Annotated in this window: 17 protein-coding genes; 2 read left to right on the top strand and 15 right to left on the bottom strand. The window is 35.7% G+C overall.

The window, feature by feature from the left end; all coding sequences use genetic code 11:
* Nucleotides 1-82 precede the first annotated feature (82 nt).
* The 6 genes from J2772_RS01065 to J2772_RS01040 form a co-directional block, all read right to left on the bottom strand.
* Nucleotides 83-760 (bottom strand): DUF2490 domain-containing protein, encoded by a 678-nt coding sequence (locus tag J2772_RS01065; RefSeq protein ID WP_209912513.1) that lies wholly within the window; start codon nucleotides 758-760, stop codon nucleotides 83-85.
* A 139-nt stretch (nucleotides 761-899) separates the two neighbouring features.
* The gene (locus J2772_RS01060) at nucleotides 900-1,292 is read right to left on the bottom strand and encodes a DUF1398 domain-containing protein (protein WP_209912511.1); all 393 of its coding nucleotides are present in this window, start codon (nucleotides 1,290-1,292) and stop codon (nucleotides 900-902) included.
* A gap of 74 nt (nucleotides 1,293-1,366) precedes the next feature.
* Nucleotides 1,367-2,056, bottom strand: coding sequence for a response regulator transcription factor (locus tag J2772_RS01055; protein WP_209912509.1), 690 nt, complete (start codon nucleotides 2,054-2,056; stop codon nucleotides 1,367-1,369).
* Between the two features lie 11 nt (nucleotides 2,057-2,067).
* Nucleotides 2,068-2,844, bottom strand: a complete 777-nt coding sequence (locus J2772_RS01050) for a sensor histidine kinase (protein ID WP_209912507.1) — start codon at nucleotides 2,842-2,844, stop codon at nucleotides 2,068-2,070.
* Nucleotides 2,845-2,865: 21 nt separating this feature from the next.
* Nucleotides 2,866-3,498, bottom strand: a complete 633-nt coding sequence (locus J2772_RS01045; protein WP_209912505.1) for a hypothetical protein — start codon at nucleotides 3,496-3,498, stop codon at nucleotides 2,866-2,868.
* A gap of 17 nt (nucleotides 3,499-3,515) precedes the next feature.
* Nucleotides 3,516-3,740 carry a hypothetical protein gene (locus J2772_RS01040; protein ID WP_209912503.1) on the bottom strand — a complete coding sequence of 75 codons (225 nt, stop codon included), beginning with the start codon at nucleotides 3,738-3,740 and terminating at the stop codon, nucleotides 3,516-3,518.
* 412 nt (nucleotides 3,741-4,152) lie between these two features.
* On the opposite strand from J2772_RS01040, the gene J2772_RS01035 reads away from it, so the two are divergent.
* On the top strand, nucleotides 4,153-4,995 hold the full coding sequence (locus J2772_RS01035) for a T9SS type A sorting domain-containing protein (protein ID WP_209912502.1): 843 nt from the start codon (nucleotides 4,153-4,155) through the stop codon (nucleotides 4,993-4,995).
* 90 nt (nucleotides 4,996-5,085) lie between these two features.
* On the opposite strand, the gene J2772_RS01030 is transcribed toward J2772_RS01035, so the two are convergent.
* The 9 genes from J2772_RS01030 to J2772_RS00990 form a co-directional block, all read right to left on the bottom strand.
* Entirely contained in the window at nucleotides 5,086-5,535 is a 450-nt protein-coding gene (locus tag J2772_RS01030) for a VOC family protein (protein ID WP_209912500.1), read from the bottom strand.
* A 42-nt stretch (nucleotides 5,536-5,577) separates the two neighbouring features.
* The gene (locus J2772_RS01025; RefSeq protein ID WP_045498267.1) at nucleotides 5,578-5,949 is read right to left on the bottom strand and encodes a VOC family protein; all 372 of its coding nucleotides are present in this window, start codon (nucleotides 5,947-5,949) and stop codon (nucleotides 5,578-5,580) included.
* A 31-nt stretch (nucleotides 5,950-5,980) separates the two neighbouring features.
* Nucleotides 5,981-6,451 carry a hypothetical protein gene (locus tag J2772_RS01020; RefSeq protein ID WP_209912498.1) on the bottom strand — a complete coding sequence of 157 codons (471 nt, stop codon included), beginning with the start codon at nucleotides 6,449-6,451 and terminating at the stop codon, nucleotides 5,981-5,983.
* Nucleotides 6,452-6,461: 10 nt separating this feature from the next.
* Nucleotides 6,462-6,917: a DUF1569 domain-containing protein gene (locus J2772_RS01015; protein ID WP_209912496.1), complete on the bottom strand. Its 456-nt coding sequence runs from the start codon at nucleotides 6,915-6,917 to the stop codon at nucleotides 6,462-6,464.
* Nucleotides 6,918-7,253: 336 nt separating this feature from the next.
* Complete coding sequence (locus J2772_RS01010) at nucleotides 7,254-8,462, bottom strand: ABC transporter permease (RefSeq protein ID WP_209912494.1); 1,209 nt, start codon at nucleotides 8,460-8,462, stop codon at nucleotides 7,254-7,256.
* A 76-nt stretch (nucleotides 8,463-8,538) separates the two neighbouring features.
* Entirely contained in the window at nucleotides 8,539-9,495 is a 957-nt protein-coding gene (locus tag J2772_RS01005; protein ID WP_209912492.1) for an HlyD family secretion protein, read from the bottom strand.
* 11 nt (nucleotides 9,496-9,506) lie between these two features.
* Nucleotides 9,507-10,919, bottom strand: coding sequence for a TolC family protein (locus tag J2772_RS01000; RefSeq protein WP_209912490.1), 1,413 nt, complete (start codon nucleotides 10,917-10,919; stop codon nucleotides 9,507-9,509).
* A gap of 420 nt (nucleotides 10,920-11,339) precedes the next feature.
* Nucleotides 11,340-11,828 (bottom strand): serine protease inhibitor ecotin, encoded by a 489-nt coding sequence (gene eco / locus J2772_RS00995; RefSeq protein ID WP_209912488.1) that lies wholly within the window; start codon nucleotides 11,826-11,828, stop codon nucleotides 11,340-11,342.
* Between the two features lie 43 nt (nucleotides 11,829-11,871).
* Entirely contained in the window at nucleotides 11,872-17,787 is a 5,916-nt protein-coding gene (locus J2772_RS00990; RefSeq protein ID WP_209912486.1) for an alpha-2-macroglobulin family protein, read from the bottom strand.
* Between the two features lie 18 nt (nucleotides 17,788-17,805).
* On the opposite strand from J2772_RS00990, the gene J2772_RS00985 reads away from it, so the two are divergent.
* Nucleotides 17,806-18,561 (top strand): hypothetical protein, encoded by a 756-nt coding sequence (locus tag J2772_RS00985; RefSeq protein ID WP_209912484.1) that lies wholly within the window; start codon nucleotides 17,806-17,808, stop codon nucleotides 18,559-18,561.
* The last annotated feature ends 2 nt before the right edge of the window (nucleotides 18,562-18,563 follow it).

Raw genomic sequence — 18,563 nt, 5'->3', positions numbered from 1 at the left:
ATGTGTTATTTTTTGTGTTAATTTTAATCAATATCTTGTCTTAAAAGTTCTTCATCAGCGCATTCAGCAGAAACAGTCAACATTAGTTTTTGGTAAACGGTATATTGTTATAAAAACCAATCTGAATTTGTCCTCTGTTTCTGTTTTCCTGAATCTGATTCATATATCCGGCTTCAATTCTCATGTTTTTGTTAATCACATAGCCCAAAGCTCCGTAGACTCTGTTTCTATCAAAAGTAGGGCTGTTGAAATGAAGGAAAATCTCATTATATACAGAGGCGTACAATGTTTTCGGCAACATTTCCTTCTGAGTAATCGGGATATTCAGTCCTAACATATAACGGAATCTCATTCTAAAATTGTCTTCCAGAAAACGTTCTTCCAAACGATAGCGATGCTGAAGGTTGAGACGTCCGAACTTCTGCTTGGTAATATATTGCTGGAAAATTCTGTGTTCTATATTTTCTTTTTTTTCTCCGTTTACATAAGGCTGACTTAAAATAAAGCCATATCCCAACAATACGTTATTATTATTTTCACTAAGATCATATCCAATTCCGGTACGGATCAGTAGTTGTTCCAGATCTCCAATGGCATCAAAATTTCTGTACTGAACTTCATTGTGCCAGTTAAGTTTTTTACTGATCTTATTGTTTCCAAAATACATATACCAAGCGCCCAGATCATTTTTTTGCGCCCATGTTAAAACCGACCCCAAGCTCAATACTGTGAATGCCAACCTCGTAAAAACCTTTCTCATGTTTATCAATTACTATTATCTATCGTTTTAACAAAAATAATATTTTAAATCAATAATAGCAAACGATATTTTCATGATTGATTCGATGTAAGTTTTACATTAACTAACATTAGATCTGATATATTCAATTCCTGTGATTTTACTCAGGAATCTGCTCTACCAAAATTTCTTTTCGGTCTTTATCAAAGTAAGCACAGGTCATTGCTGCCAGATTCATTACCCAGCCAGCTATTCCGCTTTCTGCACAATCATTACAGAAAGTATGGTAATCTGTACCTCCTTGCTGATGAAGTTTTAATCTGGTTTTAAAATGGTCAAGATTGGTTTTTTCAGAAATGATAAGGGTATCATATTTACTTCCGGTATGAACCGATTGATGGTCTCTGTTGAAATAGGCTGTATTTCCGTCAGAAACATAAGTTGTATAATGAGCAACGCCCAGACTTTTTATAGCCTGAATATATTGAGGAAAGTCTGCCCCGCTCTTTACTTTTTGATGTGCTGCTGTAATATCTCCGATTGTAAATTTCATCTTTTCTATTTTCTGTCGGTTAGTCTTTTATTTAAAAAATAAAAACTAATTTAATGAGAAAATATCAATAAAATCTAATCGAATCTGTCTTTTAGATAATTTGTGTCTACCATTTTACTTTCAATAGCGTATACTACCAGACCGGCTGTATTTTTAGACCCCGTCTTCAGAAGCAGACTATTACGGTGTCCTTCTACGGTTCTTGAGCTTATAAAAAGTTGGTCTGCAATTTCAGGAGTGCTGTATTGTTGACAGATCAGCTCCAGTACTTCTTTCTCTCTTTTAGAAATGTGATTGGCATCAAAGATACTGGAAACCTTCTTCTTAGGCGCAGTCAGGCTCTGATGCAAAGCTTCCATTACTTCGATGTTATAATAGAATCCTTTTTGGTGTACTTCCCTAATGGCATTGACCAACTCTGAGGGACTTGAATTTTTTTTCAAAAAGGAACATGCCCCAGACTGGATCATATTCACAATAAAAGCTTTCGTATTATAGCTGGTGAGGGCTATAATTTTGATCTGAGGGTATTTGATATGAATCTGTTTGGTGGCCTCCACTCCGTTAATTTCCGGCATATTGAGATCCATCAATATAATATCCGGCAACTCTTCAAGGGTGACAAATGCATCAAGCAATTCTCTTCCATTGCTGAAATCACGCACCAGCATAATATCTTTTTCTCTCTGTATCAACAATGAAATTCCCTGACGAAATAGTGCTTCATCATCTACGATCATCAGGCGAATGGTATCTTTTTCCATCTTATAATCAATTAAAATGTAAATTCTACGGTAATTCCTTTGCTGTTTTCACTTTCTATCTTCAATGTACCATTGATAAGTTCTACCCTGCTTCTTATATTCCGTAATCCTAATCCTCCTTTCAGAACGTCTTCATTGGGACTAAATCCTTTACCATTATCCTTATAGATACATGTATTTTTTCCATCCTTTCCTTTAAATACTATATCAATATGAGTACTTTTCCCGTGTTTTATAGAGTTATTAATCAATTCCTGAAGTATCCTAAAGATATGTAAATTTTTTTCATCCTCAGCCTTTGCGAAATACAGGTTATTGGCGTAAGAAATCTGTACTGTTTTAGACATATTGATCTCTGAGCACAATGCATCTATGGCGGCATGCAATCCAAATTTCTCGAGAATCGGAGGAAGCAGGTCATGAGAGATCTGTCTGGCACTTTCTGCTGTGGTATTTACCAGATTGATGATTTTATTTTTCAGTTCATTATATTCTTCCCTCGTTAAATTATCAAAGTCCAGCAGATGGATATTCAAAGAGACTACACTCAATTTTGAACTGATATCATCGTGCAGGTCCTGAGCAATCCGTAACCGTTCTTTTTCCTGAGAGCTTATAATGGCATGGGTAAGGTCTTTCTCATACCTGAGTTCCAACTCTTTCTTTTGAAGAAGGTTTTTCGTTATTTTTTTATTTGAAAAATAATAAAATATGACCAACGTAACCGCCAGCAGGGTAAAAGCCAAAAAGGTATAGACTATAGTGGAAATAATTGTATTTTCATTCATGTTGTAAGATCATAACAGTAATTACACATTTTTTCTACGGGAAAAGAAATACTCGGCAAAAATAAAAATCTGATAAACGATAAACATCACCACATTGAAAACCCAGATTTCTCTGTGCAGATTTGTATTCATTACCGTATACAGATTTCCAGATAGAAATATCACCGTACTGCTTATCAGATACAGCAGAAGCCCAAGGCTTATATAGTTGTATTTCTTTTCAGTATCCAGTATATTGTATAAATGAAACAATGCCAGAATAATGAGAGAATAGGAAGTGATAAATATTTCAAATAAATTGAATACGTAATATTTCTCCGGATCTATTATATACTGCACGATCAGAACCGAAGGGATCATCATTAAAAGAAATCGTGCTGTATTTTTTTGATATTTTTCAGTTAAAATTTCATGGAAAAAAAGTCCCAGCAGCACGAACTGAATAATCAGATAATAATGAGAAAAAAACAGATTATTGATCCTCTGATAATTTAACACATAAAATATTATTTCACAGATTAATATCCATGCCAAATAGCTTATAAAAAATGTATAGGCTCTTCCTGAGCGGGAAAAGCCTATACAGTATACTGCCAGATTAATCAGCAGAATGCCTTTTCCAATTAATGACAATATTTCAATCCAATGATCCAATGATCTTCAATTTTAGATTACTGGTCCCACCATATTACCGTTGAGCATACACTTGGGCATGGTGTGGTCATATCATAGACGTAATATCCTTTTTCATAATTCACCATATCATCCCCTTTAGCATCTACCCCAACCATTAAAAATTTATATGTCCCGTCATCACTAATCGCATTGTAGCCACGAAGATGTTCAACGTTCAAATCTTTGCTGAAAATATCCTGTACATCTTTTTTTGGGATCATGTGCGCTTTTATTTCAAGCCCTGAAGTTAATTCTTTTAATTGCCACCTCTTAGTCCATCTAATGGCTTCTTCTAATGTTACTGCATGTTTAGGTAATTCCATAGTTATTTGTTTTAAATTATAGGTTTTGTACAAAATGAAGTTATGAAAAAAACAAATTATATGCTCTAAATAAACTTATTTTATTTTCAATCATATCAATCTCATTTGTTTTCTTCAAAAATAAAACAATATGAATAATCAAAATCACGTATTTATACCTGTTTTACAATTAGGATTTTAATACGCTGTTTTCACTTGTTATTTCACCGTTACTTTGGGATATTATTTAAGTTATATCGAACAGAAAGATGAACAATACACTCCTGGCATCCTGATATATTAAAAACACTAACCATAAGAAATCTACATCATGAAAAAAATTATCCTTTTTACCATTCTTATCTTTCTAAGTAAGATTGCAGACGTCAGTGCACAAACAAGCACTATGAATTTTGAAAATGCAGTGAATGGCAGCACATCCTTCACCGATAATAGCTATACTTTTAACATTGTTTCGCAAGCCGGTACTTTTAGGGTTCAGAAAAACTATCCAAATACGGGCTGGAATGGAACCGCCAATGATAATGCCTATATTGATAACACAGGAACTACGAATATCCCTTCTCCATCTTTCAGTGTTAAAAGCGGTTCTTCATTTAAAGTATCAAAATTTTGGGTATTCTTAAGCAACACTGCATTAAACCAATCCACCTCATCGGGAACGCTAATCATTACAGGAAAGTTAGGCGGAGTCACAAAGTTTTCTACCACCAAAACCTCCAGTTTTAATACGACATTCAATGCTACAGTAGGAACAACAGGCACTTACAATGGATTCACTCTGATTGACCTTACAAACCTTAATAATCAAAACTATAGTAATATAATCATTGATGAGATCCAGCTGCAGTCAACCGGCGGTTATGTTTATATGTGCCTTGACGCATTTACATGGTCTAAAACGCAGACCTTAGGAACTGTAGAAATTACACCTCAAAAGAAAACAAATGTATATCCCAACCCTTCGTCCGGAGCCTTCAATCTAAATCTGGAAAAAAACAGTACAATCATTTTATATGACCAATCCGGGAAACTTGTGAAAACAACAGAAGCTGCTAAAGGTGACAATAAGATTGATATTACCGAACTTCCTGATGGAATTTACCTCATGAAATCAGAATCAGAAAGCTATAAAATTATTAAAAAGAACTAATCTTATTCAATAAAATCAGCCTACATGGGTATTGAAAAAACCGACAGATATCTGTCGGTTTCTTTATTATTTTTTTGGATAAAATCAGTTTTATGGATGCTGCTGCATTTTCGCAGGATCATCATAATTAACCATCCAGTTGATTCCGAATTTATCCGTAAACATTCCAAAATAGGCACCCCAGAAAGTGTCTGCCAATGGCATTGTTACCTGTCCGCCTGTAGAAAGGCCATTAAATAACTTCTCTGCTTCTTCTTTGGATTCTGCATTGATGGAGATTGAGAAGTTATTCCCTTCTTTGAAATTAGAAGCCCATTCTCCGCCTGTATCGCTTCCCATTAATACGGTTTCTTTAGAGATCGGAAGGGTAACGTGCATAATTTTGTTCTTATCTTCTTCAGGAAGTTCTTTCCCTTCCATCGGAGGCATTTCTCCAAAAGTTCCGATATAAGGATATTCTCCTCCGAAAACCGACTTATAGAAATCGAATGCTTCTCTGCAATTCCCATTGAATGTTAAGTAAACGTTTACTGATGCCATGATTGTTTTTTTAGTTAAGTTTTAAATTGTTTTGAATTCTGTTTATCTGTGCTGATCGATCAGGATCATATTTCCATCCGGATCTTTCAGGTAGATATGCTCCGGCCCTGAAGTAGTTTCATCAGCTTCTTTATCCAATTCTACTCCACCTTCCTTTAAACGTTTCTGAATTTCACGTACATCTTCAAAGGATTCAAGATTTTGGGCGTTTTCATCCCATCCTGGATTGAAAGTCAGCATATTTCCATCAAACATGGCCTGAAACAGACCTATTAAAGTAGATCCGTTTTTCATAATCAGATAGTTTTGCGCTGTAGCTCCGGCCATGATTGTAAATCCTAGTTTTTCATAAAAATCTTTGGATTTCTGAAGGTCTTTTACACTTAAGCTGATTGAAAATGCTCCTAGTTTCATATTTTTTTAGTGTTGAGAAATTATTTTAGATTTATTGATTTTTCAGATGGGTCTTAAAGGTAAGGATTCCATCATAGCTTTTCCAATCACCAATCAATTCAATATATTGCCCTTCCACTTTTTCAGTTTTCCTGTTCCATTTAAAATTATAAACGAACCGTCCTTTAAAAACTCCGGAATGTTTTCCTTTATTCTCTTCAGCCAGTTCATATTCTCCAAATACAGTTCCCTGTTTTTTAGAATCCCTATATTTCGAAATGGTGATGGTTCCTTCAAATTTGGCATAATGGGTATCCACAAGTGAATACCCTGAAACAAAATACTCCTGATCATTCTTTTTATTCTGTTCAGAAATATTAATCTTAAGTTTCAATTCCTGGCCCTTATTTCCAATAGTCCCAGTATAAGGTTTACTATTGTTCAGCCATGTATTTGAAATATCCGGCATCTGTGCCAACACAAATTGGGTTGCCAGAATAAAGAGTAATAAAAGTTTTTTCATACTGTGATTTTTAAACTCCGAATTGAGCCAGGTGATGATTCAAATGTTTTGCAAACATATTGTTCCATTCCTGAGCTTTTAATTTTCCGAAAGAGAAAGATTCTTTACCATCGAAAGCATCTGCTCCTAGTTGTTGGGTCTTTTGGATAAAACCAACCAGTCTTCTCTTTTCTTCTTCAAAGTTTTTTCTGCCCGATACTAAGAACTGTGGAGCTGTAGGAGAATCTCTCGGATAAGCTTTCTCACCCACTACTTTAGATTTCACAAAAGTCTTTAAAATAAATTTCGCAATAGATCCCGGTTTTTTATGTTTTTCCGGCTCATACACCATTTCATAAGTAATACAACAGTGCGCCAACATCTGATCCACTGTCATTTTCCCCCATAATCCATGGGTATCTTCTACCAGTCTGTTTATTCTATCAATATAGTTTTGAGCGTCTTTTGCGTCAAATACATTTTCCATATACGATCTGTTTTTACTACAGACAAATATATCAGTTTTTTTGTTTGATTTTTATGGTGGGAGAATTTTTTGTTGCCAGATTCGGGTTTGAGTGATTGAATATTTTAGAGGGTGAGAATCTTGGTGTCATTTTATCTTTTTCACAGCTATTCTATCTCGGGTGCCATTTGATGCATGACCAATCCCATCCTCCGGAGGGGTGCCTAAAATTTAAAGAATTTTTGACGGGGTGGTTTTAAAAGTTTGAGAGTATGAAAGCTTTAGAATATAAGTATAAATACCCAATGAGAACCATTGTCATCATAACTATATTTTCACTTTTCACCCCAATATAATTTATTCAGTCTCCACTTCAGAACCTCCTTCCACAGCAATTTCCTGCGGAGCTGCTTTTTTGAAAATAAACCAAAGTTTAATCTTTAAAGCAATCCATCCAATAATGGCATACACAACTAAAAGAATACTTAAATGTTTCAGATATGGGAAAGTAAGTTCTACTGATCCTTTTTGAATTAAGAGAATTTTAAATGCCTGTAAAAATGGAGTCAGTGGGATAATGTTGGCAATAAACTGTACGAATGCCGGCATTGCACTTAATGGCCATGTAAATCCACTGATAATAAAAGCTGGAGAGGCAATTACCATAAGAATCTGTGTAGCCTTCAAAGCATCCGGGATCAATATACTGATGAATACTCCCAAGAATGATACTGAGCCTACAAAAACTGCTGTCAGAAGAATAAAATTAAGTATTCCCTCCGGCATTGGAACCCTGAAAATCATGTGCATAAAGTAATAAACACCTACGATCAGGATAGAAGATATCCAAATCGGAATTACTTTAATCAGCATGGTTGGGAATGCCCATTTTTTCATTTTCAGATATTCTTTTACAAAGGATCCTCTTTCAAATTCAGCGGCAAAACTTACAGCCATCGCCAGCAAAATAACCTGTTGCAACACTACTGCTAACATAGCCGGCCACATAAAGATCAAATAGTTTCCGGTAGTATTGAAAAGGGTAATATAGTTGGCTTTGAAAGGTTCATATTGTGTTGCAGCTTTTGCTGCAGGCATCCCGGCTTTCTGTAACGCTTTTATGGATGCTCCTGCAGAGAATGTTCCTATGGTAAGCTGAAGTGCTTTGGAAGCAAAGTTGGCCGTTAAAACGTTTCCTGTGTTGATATAAACATTCAGCTCAGGGTATTTTTTCTGAAGCATATCGCCTTCAAAGCGGGATGGTATAATTACAACCGCAGCTGCTTCATGTCGAATAACCTCATCCTTTATACTCAAAGGTTCCTGGATATATTTGATGATCTTAATACTCTTATTATCATCCAACATTTCAGTTAATTGGTTGGACAAAGGTGTATTATCTCTATCTACAACTAATACAGGTGTGTTTTCAACTTTTCCGCTTTGGTAGACAAACCCCAGCAAAGTGGCATAAAAGATTGGTGCCACAAAGAACACTGTTCTTAATGTTGAATTGCTGATAAAAAGCTTGAACTCTCGTTTTAAAAGACGGAAAAATTCTTTCATCTGTATATTTTAATGTTTTAAATAACCAGACAGAGCCTTCCGTGTATTGAGGCTGCCATCTTATTTCGTTTCGTAATTATTTCAGGATAACGTTCGCATTTACCAAAAGGCTTTTGGCTTTATTCATATCCGTTGGCTTTACTTTAATCTCGTAAATGGCATCCTGTAATTGGTAATCAGGATAAGCGGTAGTAATATCGGCATATCTTGTCAATTGTTTGATATAAACAACTGTTCCCCGTAGACTTTCTTTGTTGTAAACGATCTGCATATTCACATTCTGTCCTTTCTTATATTTTGAAATGGCACTTTCAGGAACAGTAAATCTGAAATAAGTACTTTCGGGAATATATCCGTTGAATAAAGCAAATCCAGCTGTTGCCAGTTCTCCTGTATTCAAACTAATGGTTTCAATTTCCATATCATTGGTAGCAATGATATATCTTTCTGAGTAAGCCACATTTGCTTCCTGTAATGCTCCTTTTGCCTGAGAAGCCTGCCCAGCTGCCATTTCCACTTTTTCGAAACGGGTTCCTCTGTTCACATCATCCAACTCTGCTACTACAGCATCATATTGTGCTTTTGCGCCCTGAAGTTTGGCATACACTTCATCATGTGCCTGTGGAGACATTAAGCTGTCGCGGAACATATTATTGGCTCTTCTGTAGGACTTCTGTGCAAAGTCATACTGCTCTTTCAGTCCTTTATATTTTGCCTGAAGCTGTCTTAACTGATCCGGTGTCGCTCCGTTTTTAGCCATTTGTTCCTGAGCTGTTGCAGCACTTACCGCTCCCTGAGCCTGAGCAATTTTTGCAGAAACTTCCGGCACATCAAGCTGCGCAAGAGTGTCTCCTTTTTTCACCGTCTGCCCTTCAGAAACATATATTTTTAAAATCCTTCCGGTCACCTTTGGTGCAAAAGAGATCACATCCTTTTTGGTTTTCCCTTCAGGTTCTTTAATTTTTTCGTTTTTCTTATCACAACTTCCCAGTAAAAACAGAGAAGCAAAGACTATAGCTATATTTTTATGCATCATTTTAATTTTTATGGGATTAAATAAAATTTGGTAATATCCAGTTCCTGGGTAGCCCTCATCAGCTCTATCGCAGCTCTTCTCTGGTTGAAAATGGCATTCTGATATTCCAGCTCTGAAGCTTCTAGATCGTTTTCCGCATCAATAAGCTGTGATGATTTACTCATTCCGTATCTGAATTCTTTTTCGGCCTGTACCAATGCATTTTTAGCCAGTTCTTTTTCTTTAGCTTTTAAAGTGATCTGTGCAGTAGCAATATCATAATTGGTCTGGTTATTAGCCAGATTCAATGATAGCTTTTTCAATGCATCTTCTTTCTGATTCTGCAATACTTCTTTACCAACTTTAGCTGTTTCTTCAGCATGCTTCCCTTCTTTTCCGTCAAAAATCTCCCACTTAAATCCAACTCCAGCTGTGATTAAAGGAAAAATATTAACATTATTGGGACTCCAGTCCAGTTTTTTACCTTCATATCCAAGAATAGGAACGGCAGGAACTATATTTTCAGAACTTTTAATATGGTTTCCGTATAACCCGATATAGTATGCGGAGGCCATCAGCTGAACTTTTGGAATCATCCATGTTCTTTCTGCCTTTATTTTATAATCTGCAGCAGCAATCCCATGTTCAAGAGCACGTACTTCAGCTCTCTGTTCTATTCCTTTTTCTGCCGTAAGAAGTTCTACAGGAGATAAAACCGGATCTATCATTCTCAACCGTTCCCTGTTGATTCCCGTTAAAATATAAAGTTGTGTAAGAAGCAATTCTTTTTTCCCTTCATATTCTACCACTTTTGCATTTAAAGTAGCCTGAGCCAATTCAATTTTCTTATGATCGTAAGGAGTAATCAGACCATAGCCTAATGCTTTATCTGCCGTTTTCTTGTTGATGTCCAGTCTTTTTTTGCTTTCATCCAATACCTTTTTAGACTGATGGATGAGTGCCAGCTGGTCATAAGCTCTGGAAATACCTGCCACAACCTCATCTCTGGATTTTTCTAACAGGACATCTTCAGATTTCTTCTTTTCCTCAACGGCCTTTTTCAGATACTTCACCTTTCCGCCGGAATACACAAGCATCTTGGCTTCAGCTTTGGCTACTCCTGAAAATCCGGATACATTGAAGTTGTTATTGAAAGTACCTTCAGCAATATTGATAAAAGGAGCCAGATTAATTTCGGGGGACGTAAGTCTTGCTGTTCCGTTAAGGTAACCGGCCTTACCACTTAGTTCCAGAGTAGGAAGAAAGATATCTTTTAACTTGTGTTCATCAAGATCGGTAAGTTTGTTTTGGGTAATCTGCATCTTCAGGTTCGAGTCCCGAACCATTGCACTATCCAGAAGTTCTTTAAAATCCGGCGCAGACTGTGCCCAAGCAGGAAAAGCAAAAAAACTAAACGTAAAAATCAATAAATTGTTTTTCATGGTTTATGTTTATAACAAATATAATGCAAAAAATGTTAAAATACTCAAAGATAATTTAACAAAAGCATGAATTTAAAATAAGTTTAAAATGTGTTTAAGTATAAAAGTCTTTATAATAAAGTCTTATCAAAACCGTTTAAAAGTTAATTAAAAACTAAAAAATCTTGAAAAAAAATTTAACTCTACTTTTACCTTTCTCCTCTTAAGATCATCTTTCGTAGAAGACAAAGGCATTTCATTTAGCTAAGGTATTTGCTGCTTCATTGCTGAGTGAAATGCCTTAGCAATCTTAAAAAAATAGGCATCCCATAAAAAATTTTGCGAGCCATTGTGTGATAAAATGTGCATGAGCAATATATAAAAGCGAAAACTCCCCACATTGCTGCGAGGAGTTTTCTGTTTATAATAAGCTTGCAAATTTTACTTCTGAACTGCTTTCTTCATCCCGTTATCAGGTCTTAATACTCTGTAACGAACTTCAATATCTTTTGGTACATAGAATACCAATGGCAGTTTACTGTTGTATCTTACGATTTCCGGCTTAAGGGTAACAAACTTTTTAGACAGTTTTTTATCCAGACAAGCCATTAATGTCCCTGCTGCATCTCCTTTTGATTCTACTTCATAATAGTTGTATCCCCATCCCTGAAGATCCTGGCTTTTTATTTCTCCCATTAAAGAGTAGTTGTTGCAGTCTAACATTTTTTCAGCACCTACAAAAACTTCCACTTTTAAGTCGTTTTCATTTTTGTCCACCGGAAGCTGAATATATACTTGTTTGTATCCTTCTTTAGCTTTTGGGAACATTTCAATCTGTAGTTTTTCAAACTTTTCAGCCTTCTTTTGAGCGAAAGCACTTACCCCAGCCATCAATACCAATCCAGTAATTAAAGTTTTTGAAAATTTCATTTTATTTGGTTTTAAATTTTACGTAATTCCTAATAGCCAAAAATCATTCCAAAATCTGAATTCCTGTTCCTTTTGTGTGTGCATTCATCTGTGGAGCATAGTAATTCTGCATTGTCGTAATGCCGTTTGAGAACTTTCCGGATGCATTAGCAACTACATCATATTCAAACACATATTTACCTTTAGGCATATATTGAATATAGAAATTTGTGGACGCATCTTTAGTAGATTGATAATATCCTAAATTATTTTTCCACTGGTATCCTGATAATGCATCAACCGGTTCAAATCCTGCTGCTCTCATATCTTTAATATGAATGAATTCCATTGCTCTATCTGTATTCAGGATCATTCTTACGGTTACTTTATCTCCTACTTTCAATGGTGTTTCCGGTGAGATCTTCTGAAGTTCTTCTCCGTTTACCGTTTTCACTTTTTTATACAGTTCTTTGGTTACGGAAATATAATTTTCAGATGATTTAATTTTATCCAGATCTTCATAATACTGCCAGAATAAGCCTCCCTGAACAATTCCAGGTCCTGGTTTGGTAACGGTTACCGTTCCAAGGTTTTTATCTATAGCATCCGTTTTCACTGTTGACTTCACATATCCTGTTGCCTGAGTCTGAGGAACAATTTCTTTTCCACCCCAAACGATAGTTGCTTTATCACTTTCTGCACCTGTCCACGATTTTCCAGAATTTAAGATCGTAAAGATCACCTCAGCTGTTCCTCTTGAGCTTCCCCATGAGTTCACTTCTTTCTGGGTTACCAGCCAGATCTTCGTATCTTCTATAAAGTTCGTGTCATTTGCTTTTAATTTATTGAAAGCTTCCAATGCTCCTGCATGATTTACTACTTTTGAGCTGAACCAGCCCCAATCGTTCAGGTTCTGTTTCCAGTACACGCCTTGTGTTTTGGTATCTGTAGAGGTTTCTTTAAGGTAAGTCATCAATTTATCAGATACATCTTTCACTCCGTAATCATTCATCAATAAAGCGGCACGGTGAAGTCCGAAGAAGGTAAAATCAGTAATTTTTGCCGTTTTTGCTTTTTGTTTCACCAAAGCTTTCAAAGCAGCTCCTTTTCCTTTTAAAGGATATTGTTTTTCCCAGTAATTTCTGGTATCCAAATAATCAAGAACCCAGTTGCTCCAGATATTTTCTTTCTTAGTATCTGCATATTTGCTGATCTCGTTATCTACATACTGGATCAGTTTTGCCACTAAAGCATTCTGCCCTGCACTCTGATACTCTTTTGCATTATCTTTTAACCATAGATTGATCTTTCCAAGGTTTTTAAGGATGTATAATGAGGTACCATAAGAGCTAGGATATCCTGCATACCAAGAGAATCCGCCATCAGGATTTTGAAGTTTGCTGAAATCATCCCAATTCTGGTTAATTGAATTTCTCATGGTGTTCACATCAAACAGAAGTGCCAGTTTTTGCATCTGCTCAGTCTCATTTTTACTTTCCAGTACCCACGGGGTTTCATCCAATAACAACTGTTTCAATTCCTGATTTTTTTCAAGGTTTGAATTTAATAATCCTTTGCCCTGATACTCATCAAACACGGTCTTCATTTTAGGATTCGCTTTGAAAATCTCAGAAGCCAATACATCCGCAAACCATTTGTTGAAAATAACATCTGCTGAATTGTTGTGGTCATTTTTCAGACTTGGAAGAGCAAACATAATTTCCCAGATCGGGTTGGTGGTTAATTCAAGTGTATTGGAAACATTTGAAGCGGTTGTAGAAGTGTTATTTTTAAGGTTATCCAATACAAAAGTCTTTGTTTCTCCTTCTTTCACAAAAACCGGCACTGCATCGGTAACCAACATTCTGTTTGGCAATACCGCAACCGCCTGTTGTTCTCCGTCAGAATAAGCTCCTGCTTTTGCTACTACTTTTAAAATGATAGAAGATACATTGTTTGGAACTTTTAGCTTCCAGGTTAATGCACCATTTCCGTTTTCATTTAAATCAAAGTTCTGTGTTCCTGAGGTAATTCCGAATTTTGAAGAAATGTTTTCATTGGTGAAGGCATCTAAAATCTGTAATTCAGCAGAACCATTCATTTTTTTATTGGTAAGGTTGGATAGTTTTGACTGTAAATTCAGCTCATCACCCTCTCTTAAGAATCTCGGATAGTTTGGAGTGACTGAGAATTCCTTCTGTGTTACCACTTCTTTTTCCAAGGTAGCCGCTCTTGCATCTTTTGTGTGAGCCAGGAACATTAATTTCCATTTTGTTAATGCTTCCGGAGAAGTGAATTCAAAGTTGACGTTTCCTTCTGCATCGGTTTTCAGATCAGGATAGAAGAATGCTGTTTCATTTAAATTCTGACGTACGGGAACTTTTTCTAATGCCTCTTTTGGTTCAGATTGATTTACAGCTGCATCAGCTTCTGCAACTTGAACTCCTGCAACTTTACCAGCTATAGCCGACTCTTTTTGCCCATATCCTGTCATCACCACTTCTTCAATAGCTACTGCTGAATTTCTAGCAATAGGAGCTGCCGGCATTGCATCTAATGCACCTTTACGACGTAATTTAGGAGATATTCCCCCATTTCCTCCCAGGCTATAAAATAAACTACCATCAAACCAATTAAAATTAGGAACTGCCACATAATTTCCATTATAATATTTCAATCGTTTCTGATAGCTTTTCTGCAACAGATACTCTCTGACATCATAAGAAGTAATAATGTTGAATGGCGTATATAATTTATTCCAACCAAAGGTATTTACAGCAAACTGGTCTAAAGACATGTCGTACATATTGGCCAATACCTCTGCATTCACCTTTTCTTTATCGTTTCCAGTAACTTTTACCGTCCATTTTTCTTTTGAATTCGGTTCCAGCTTATCTCTGAAGGTAACTGTTTCAATTTTTAAAGGTTTCTCCGTGTCCTTGATCTTCAGAGCAGCAGTCTGTGTTTGCACATCGTTAAATGCCACTAACTGGAACTGAAGATTCAGTTCAGAAACGCTTTTATCTTTTGGAATATCTGCAGTATATTCAAGGATTCCTTTTTTCAACTGATGAGTTTCTGCAATCGTTTTACCGGAACCATCCTGAACAAAGACATTCACCAATGCATCAGGAATGGCAGAATACACATATACTTTTGTTTTTTCGCCTCTTGCAATTTCATCTTTTGGTGCAATCACCGTTAAGAATGTTTTCTGAGTCGGTTTCAGGGAGTTTTTATCCCAAACACTGAAATACTGAGCCGCTTTGATGGTGTCTTTTCCTTCAATATTGAACAGCTCCAACTGGTAATCTCCTGCCTCCAGTTTTCCTAAATCCAAATCAGAAGACTGAGTATCGGAAGATGGCTGCTGTTGTCTCTCTACGATTACTTTTTCTGTTTTCCAGCTTTTGATTTCATCATTTTTGTCAAACAAATCGTGTGGGAATTTGCTGATAAATTCTGTTTTTGAATAGTTCGGAAGATTCTGAACTTCTGCTTTGAAATTATCTCTAAAAATTCTATCCGGAGCAGACAGTTTTGACAGCTTAACCTGATATGCTTTTTTAAGAGCCTGTTCGTTATAATTCTTGGTCTCTACTTTTAATTTTGCATTTTCATCACTAAATATATTTTTGATTTCATCAGCTTTGATGTAATGAGAAACTGAAGCTACCTTCAAATCTGTATTAGCTGTTTGTGTTTCCCCGTTAATATCAGTAACAGAAGCATTAATCTGATAGTTATCAATCTGAATTCCTTCTAATTTTTCATCTTTCTTAAGATCTAAACGAATAACAAACTCTCCTTTTTCATTGGTTTTAGCTTCTCCCAAAATTGAGTTTTCATTATCGTTTCCTCTTGGGTACCACCAGAAATATCTCCAACGGATATTTTGTTTTTTGATCTCGTAATTTACCATTGTATTGCTTAAAGCTACTCCCGAGAACATCATGGCTTTCCCTTTCAGTTCTATGGTTTGACCGTATTTATACTCATCTTTTACGGGTTCGAAAGTAACTTCAAACTTTGGTCTTTTGTACTCTTCTACCCTGATATCTTTGTATCCCTGACTCGCTCCATCTGTATTCAGGTAAAAAGTACCGTTCAGTTTTCCTTTTGGCAACATAAAACTGCCATGATAGGAACCAAATTCATTGGTGGTGAAACTTTGGGAAGAAACTTCCTGATTATTAGCATCCATCAGAGTGATTTTCTGCTTCAATCCTGAAGCTACTGATTCAGTCTCATTATTTAACCGGGTATTCACTACTTTAAAATACACCATCTGTCCTGGTCTGTAGATCGCTCTATCCGTAAAAATTTGTGCTTTCGAAAGGGCTTCTTTGTTAGGATTATAATCTTCACGTCCATTATTTCCATATACCTGCATAATTTGGAAATCATTGGTTTTAGGCTGTAGGATCAGGTACATTCTATAATACTCTTTATTGGCAGTAGAAGGAAATTTGAAAACTCCTTTCTCATTGGTTTTCCCTTCAATTTTATTGAGTGAATTGTTACTGACAAATTCATAAAAACTGATATTTTCATTGGCTACAGGTTTTCCATTTTCACTGTTAACCAACTTCAGATCGTCTGCCAGTGAATTCCTGGAAGATCTGGATTGATAAATAATCTTGTTTCCTGAAACCAGAAAATAGAAATTCTTTTCAGGATCAATCTCTTTTCCATCAGTTCCTGACAGTGAATATTCTGCAACATACACTCCGGAAGGAAGAGGTTTAATTTCCAATGATGTTTTATGAAGCTGATAATCTTTCGGATCTGAAAGTTGGTAAGTTTCCTTTCTTACCAGATTCTTTTTTACTTTACTGAAATAGTTATCAGCATAAGAGTTCTGTACATATTTCATCAAGGATAAAAAGTCTTCTTTTACCTCATAAATATTAATCGAAAATTCTGAAACATTCTTGGACTCAGCGATAAAATGAATCGGCAGGTTATTCTGGGTCTGCTTTTCATATTTGATGCTTAATATCGGATTGATAATCTGGTTTTCCTTGTTTTTAATATTTTCAATGAAAGGAGATTTCGGATACTCGCTTTTAGCCTTTGCCGCAACAGCAATAGCCTCCTTTGCTTTATTTTTCATCACCAGTTCTTCCATAATATCTTCCATGATGACTACTTTATAATCTCCCTGCACATCAGATGCAACCAGCTTCTGAAGCTGTTCAAGCTTGTCTTTGCATTGATTGAAATTACAGTTATCCATCAGCTTTTCTTTCATAAAATATAGCTTTGGATTACCGTTATTCTGTGCGATCAATTCATCAAAAATAATATTGATAGATTTTCTGTTCTCTGCAAGTTCATTTTTGGTAAAAATATTATTCTCCGATAAAAAGGCTATCTTTTTAAGGCTATACCAATCATACAGACTTGGGAAATAAGCGATATCTTTTGTGTCTGAAAACAAATCTTTATATTTTTCCAATGAAGCTTTCTTCATCTCCTGTTTCTGCAGATCCAGTTCCTGATAGCTTTTGGTTAGATAATTTTTAAAATCAAGCTTTGTCCAGGTCTCAATCTGTGCAAGATTTTGCGTATTGATATTGGTGCGCCCATTGATTTTCCAATAGTTTTGATTGAAATAATCCAGGAAAAAACCATTCAACAGAACTTTATATACCAGCTTCTCTTCACCTTTCAGTTTTCCTTCTGCCTCCTGAAGTTTTTTAAAGAATTTTGAGGCGGCATCATTTTGATCGTCATCTACAGTTTGGTTCACAATACTGAACTCCGCCTTCAGGGAACGGATTAGCTGAATGGTGTTATTATCTTTCATAGCTTGGTTTTCTAGGTCTAAAATAATGGGTAGATTAGATTTATAAGCTCCTTTCTGACTGTTTTCCGCTATTTTTTTCCACTGGTCATCATAATATTTCTGTGCGATAACCGGTGAAAAGCCCAATGATAGCAACGAAAGCATAAATATCTTGGAAAATCTTTTCATATATATTAATTTTGATAAATGAACATTATAAAAATACTGAAAAAAACCGTCATAGACAGTCAAATTTATGTCTCCTTAATGGGAACTCTTTTTGCAGTATTTTTCATGAAAGAGCAAAACACATTCCGTTTCCCTACTATTCTCCTTATTTTCATCACGTATTTCAGTGGATATATTTATACTAAGTATCAATACACTAAATATTTTTTCAGAATATTGGTCCTGAATGCTGTTGCCGGTATTGTCTGTGCATTTTTAATCATCCATAATCACAATGAGGTGCGATTATTGAAATGGTTCATTATTGTTGTTTTGGGGCTGCTGTATAACAGTTTTTTTCTGGAGGTCTATATCCGGAAAATTCCTTTACTGAAAGTATTTTATGTAGGATTGGTCTGGGCATTGGTAAACTGCTGGCTTACTCTTCCTGAATTCAGTCTGCCTATTTTCCTGATCAGTTTCTTTTATATTACCGCTTTGGTTCTTCCGTTTGACATCCGGGATATGAATAGTGATACAGTAAAAACTTTCCCTATGATGATTGGCATTCAGAATACAAAATATATTGCGTATGGTTTGGTTTTCATCAGCAGCCTCATTGGTATCTTTTATTTAAAACCGCAATACGCTGTAGCATTTTTTCTGTCCAGTATTACCACATATATTTTTATTTATTTCTCTGAAAACAAAAGAGATGACACCTATTTTTCGTTCGGAGTGGAAACTTGTTCGGCACTTCCTTTTTTATTTTTACTAATAATGGAGTATTTTTGACG

Origin of the sequence: Chryseobacterium jejuense (assembly GCF_017877355.1) — a bacterium.
GTDB classification, from domain to species: Bacteria; Bacteroidota; Bacteroidia; order Flavobacteriales; family Weeksellaceae; genus Chryseobacterium; species Chryseobacterium jejuense_A.
The sequence above is the reverse complement of the archived record's forward strand: the minus strand, read 5'-3'. Positions and strand labels throughout refer to the sequence as shown.